Here is a 4,439-nt window from a genome sequence, read left to right on the forward strand (position 1 = left end):
GGAGCGCGCCGAGCTCGACCATCGCCTGGCCCTGCACCGCGACCGCATCGCGATCGGTCGGTTCGAGCGCCAGCGCTTTGTTGGTCAGGCGGATCGCCTTGCCGAACAGGTTTTCGCGGATCGCGACCCGGCCCAGCGCGATGAATGCCGCACGGTTGCGCGGATCGACCGCAAGTGCGGTTTCGAGCAGGTCATCGGCGGTATCGAGATTGCCGGCGGTCAGCGCGGCCTGGGCCTGTTGCACCAGCGCGACCGAGCGGGGGGCGATTTGGTCGTCCGGTCTCTGGCCGCTTACCGCGACCGACATAGCCGACGCGGTCAGTCCAAATGTGAGTGCAAGCGGCGAAAAACGCATGAAAATCTCCAACCAGTCGCGCTTCCCTAGCATGGGCCGGTGAAGCGCGCGACGAAAAAGCCGTCGGTGGCATCGTGCGCCGGCGAGAGCAATCTACCCGCGCCGTCGTCTCGTCCACCATCGAAACCGACATCCTGCCCGGCCCAAGATGAATGGCGGCCTAAGAAGTTTTTCGCCTGGGCCGCACCCTCTGCGGCGACGATCGAGCAGGTCGCATAGATGAGCGCGCCGCCGGGCCGAACTAGCGGCACGGCGAGGTCCAGCAAGCCCGACTGGAGCGCGACGACCCGCTGAAGCCGCTCTGACGTCAGGCGCCAGCGGCCTTCGGGGTTGCGGCGCCAGGTGCCCGACCCGCTGCACGGCGCATCGACCAGCACGACATCGGCCAGCCCGGCGAGGTCGGCGAGTTGCTCGGCCTCCCGTCCGCCGTCGAGCAAGCGCGTCTCGATCGTCGCGCGGGCGCGAGCGGCACGGGGCTCGATTTGCGACAGGCGCTGGCGGTTGGTATCGGTGGCGACGATCCGCACGCCGGGCGCGGCGGCGGTCAGCGCCAGCGCCTTGCCGCCCGCCCCGGCGCACAGGTCGACGATGGTCATGCCGTCGGCGGGGGCGCAGGCCAAAGCGATCAGCTGACTGCCCTCGTCCTGGACCTCGACCCGCCCGTCGATGAAGGCCGGATCGGTGCTGATTTGGCTGTCGGCGGAAAGGCGCAGGCCCCACGGACTGAGGCGGGTCGGCTCGGCGCCGGGGAAATGTGCCGCCATGACGTCACGCGAACTGCGCGCCGAATTGACGCGGAGATCGAGCGGGGCGCGCTCAAGCAAGGCCGCCCATTCGTCAGGCGTGATCAAAGGTGACAGCTCAGCTTCGATCCAGCGCGGAAGGAGGCCCAGCACCGCGGCTTGCTCGCCCTCACCGATTACTGAAGGACCGTGCGCGGAGCCATCGAACGTTGCCGCCAGCTCCCCATCGACAGCAACCAGCGCGAGCATCGCCGATCTGCCACTGGCGGGCCGCTCGCCGACCGCGCGGATGCCGCGGAACACAAGCTCGCGCACCGCGCGGCGGTCCTTCGATCCAGCATAGCGGCGGGTCTTGAAATAGCGCTGGACGAGCGCGTCGGCGGGCGGGCCATCGGCCTCGGCCGAAGCGATGACCTGGTCGAGAATTTCGATCGCGGCCTGGGTGCGGGAGGATGGGATCACCTAACGCGTCGGATAATTGGGGGCTTCGCGGGTGATGGTGACGTCGTGGACGTGGCTTTCGCTCAAGCCCGCGTTGGTGATGCGGACGAACTTCGCGCGCTTTTGCAAGTCGGCGATCGTCGGGCTTCCGGTGTAGCCCATTGCCGCTTTCACACCGCCGACCAGCTGATGGATGATATCGCGCACCGGGCCCTTGTAGGCGACCTGTCCCTCGATGCCTTCGGGGACGAGCTTGAGCTGATCCTTGATGTCCTGCTGGAAATAACGGTCGGCCGAGCCGCGCGCCATCGCCCCGACGCTGCCCATGCCGCGATACGCCTTGTAGGCGCGGCCCTGGTAGAGAAAGGTTTCGCCCGGCGCCTCGTCGGTCCCGGCGAGGAGCGAGCCAACCATGACGGTCGAGGCGCCCGCGGCCAACGCCTTGGCGAGGTCGCCGGAAGTACGAATACCACCGTCGGCGATGACCGGAATGCCGGCCTTTGCGGCGGCAGAGGCGGCGGCCATCACCGCGCTCAGCTGAGGCACCCCGACCCCGGCGACGATCCGAGTGGTGCAGATCGAGCCCGGGCCGATGCCGACCTTGATCGCGTCCGCCCCGGCGTCGGCCAGCGCCTTGGCGGCGTCGGCGGTGGCGATGTTGCCGGCGACGACCTGGACGCTGTTCGACAATGCCTTCAGCCGCTCGACCGCGCGGGCAACGTCGCGGTTGTGGCCGTGGGCGGTATCGATGACGATGCAGTCGCAGCCGGCCTCGACCAGCGCCCGCGAGCGTTCGAAGCCATTGTCGCCGACGGTGGTCGCTGCGGCGACGCGCAGACGGCCCTCGCCGTCCTTGGTGGCGAGCGGCGAGGCGACGGCTTTTTCGATATCCTTGACGGTGATCAGGCCGACGCAATGGCCGTCGTTATCGACCACCAGCAATTTCTCGATTCGCCGTTGATGAAGGATCCGCCGCGCTTCCTCCTGGGTGACGCCCTCGCGGACCGTGGCGAGATTGTCGGCGGTCATCAGCTCTTTGACCGGCTGACGCGGGTTTTCGGCGAAACGGACATCGCGGTTGGTAAGAATGCCGACCAGCTTGCCGTTTTTCTCGACGATCGGGATGCCGCTGATGCGGTTAGCCTTCATCAAGTCGAGCGCATCGGCGAGCGACTGGCCGGGGGTCATGGTGATCGGGTTGACGACCATCCCGCTTTCAAACCGCTTGACCGCGCGCACCGCCGCCGCCTGCTGTTCAACGTCCATGTTGCGGTGAAGCACGCCGATTCCGCCCAGCTGGGCCAGCGCGATCGCCATGTCGACCTCGGTCACCGTGTCCATCGCCGACGACAGGATCGGGATATTGAGCGTGATCGATCGGGTAAGGAAGGTGCTGGTGTCGACAGCGGACGGCAGCACGTCCGAGGCGAGCGGCTGCAGCAGCACGTCGTCGAAGGTCAGTCCAAGCGGAATATCGGGGAGAGCGGTAAGTTGGGCCATGCGCGCCTTTGGCAGCGATTGGCCGATTCGCCAAGTACTGTCAGCCGTAGCGGGCGATAAGGCGGCGGGCAGCAGCGACGTGCATCGCCTCGACCATGGCCCCCTCGAACCGGTCGGCACCGCCCGATGCGGCGGCGACCAGGCGACGGGCGCGATCGAGTTCTTCGGCCGAAGGCGCGAAGGCGGCGTGGCACGGCGCGATCTGATCGGGGTGGATCAGCGTCTTGCCATCGAAACCCAGCGCGCGACTCTCGGCGGCTTCCGCGGCGAAGCCCTCGGGGTCGTCAAGCCGGTTGAAGACGCCGTCGAAGGCAGCGATGCCGGCGGCGCGGGCCGAAAGCACGACATGCTGCAGGGCGTAGCTGATCGATCCCCTGCCCGCTCCGGCGGGAAGGCGGAGGTCGGCGGCGAGGTCGTTGGTGCCGACGATCAGCGCTTGGCAGACCCGCGTGATGGCCGACGCATCGAGCACGGCGGCGGCGGTCTCGATCATCGCCGCGACCGGTTTCGTCAGGGCGGAGATGTCGGCGGCCGAGCGGATCGAGGGCATGATGACGAGGTCGCAGTTCGAGGCGGTGACGGCGGCGAGGTCGTCGGCGTGCTCCGGAGCGGCGGTGCCGTTGACCCGGATCGCGACCGGCATCGGCCAGGACGATCCCACCGCTTCGACCGCCGCGGCGCGGGCGGCAATCTTGTCCTCCGGTCTCACCGCGTCCTCGAGGTCGAGGATGACGAGGTCGGCGGCGCTGGCCCGCGCCTTGGCAATCGCCCGCGGGTTGCTTGCGGGCAGGAACAACAGCGCCGAGCGGTCGAACAGGTTCAGCGTCATCGTCGTCCGCTCCACGAGTCACGATGCAGCGTCATGCCCGCCACATCAGACGGCGGCGACGACCTTGGGGCCGGCCTGGCGAACGCCTTCTTCGACATGGTCCGCGAACTCGGCGAAATTGTCGACGAACAGGTCGACCAGCCTGGCTGCAGTGCGGTCATAGTCGGACCTGTCGGCCCAGGTCGAGCGCGGGTCGAGGATGCCGCTGTCGACGCCGGGTACCCCGACCGGCACTTCAAACCCAAAGTTGGAATCCTTGCGGAATTCGGCCTGGTTGAGGCTGCCGTCGAGCGCGGCATTCAAGAGCGCGCGGGTGGCCTTGATCGGCATGCGGTTGCCGACTCCATATTTACCCCCGGTCCAGCCGGTATTGACCAGCCAGCAGGTGACATTGCCCTCGGCGATGCGCTGCTTGAGGAGGTTGCCGTAAACCGACGGATGGCGCGGCATGAACGGCGCGCCGAAGCAGGTCGAAAAGGTCGCCTCGGGCTCGGTCACGCCGATCTCGGTGCCGGCGACCTTGGCGGTATAGCCGGACAGGAAATGGTACATTGCCTGGTCGGGAGTTAGC

At 67.7% G+C, this 4,439-nt stretch carries 5 protein-coding genes; all 5 read right to left on the bottom strand.

The window, feature by feature from the left end:
- A partial coding sequence (locus tag RMO25_RS10440) for a tetratricopeptide repeat protein (RefSeq protein WP_309662539.1) occupies nt 1-355 on the bottom strand: 355 nt, incomplete at its 3' end.
- A gap of 26 nt (nt 356-381) precedes the next feature.
- Nucleotides 382-1,560 carry an RsmB/NOP family class I SAM-dependent RNA methyltransferase gene (locus RMO25_RS10445; RefSeq protein WP_309662540.1) on the bottom strand — a complete coding sequence of 393 codons (1,179 nt, stop codon included), beginning with the start codon at nt 1,558-1,560 and terminating at the stop codon, nt 382-384.
- On the bottom strand, nt 1,561-3,039 hold the full coding sequence (gene guaB, locus RMO25_RS10450) for an IMP dehydrogenase (protein ID WP_309662541.1): 1,479 nt from the start codon (nt 3,037-3,039) through the stop codon (nt 1,561-1,563).
- 40 nt (nt 3,040-3,079) lie between these two features.
- On the bottom strand, nt 3,080-3,868 hold the full coding sequence (locus tag RMO25_RS10455; protein WP_309662542.1) for a CoA ester lyase: 789 nt from the start codon (nt 3,866-3,868) through the stop codon (nt 3,080-3,082).
- A gap of 45 nt (nt 3,869-3,913) precedes the next feature.
- Nucleotides 3,914-4,439 (bottom strand): phosphoenolpyruvate carboxykinase (ATP) (locus tag RMO25_RS10460; RefSeq protein WP_309662543.1); only part of this gene is annotated, 526 nt, incomplete at its 5' end.

Source organism: Sphingomonas sp. (assembly GCF_031361285.1).
Taxonomy (GTDB): Bacteria; Pseudomonadota; Alphaproteobacteria; order Sphingomonadales; family Sphingomonadaceae; genus Sphingomicrobium.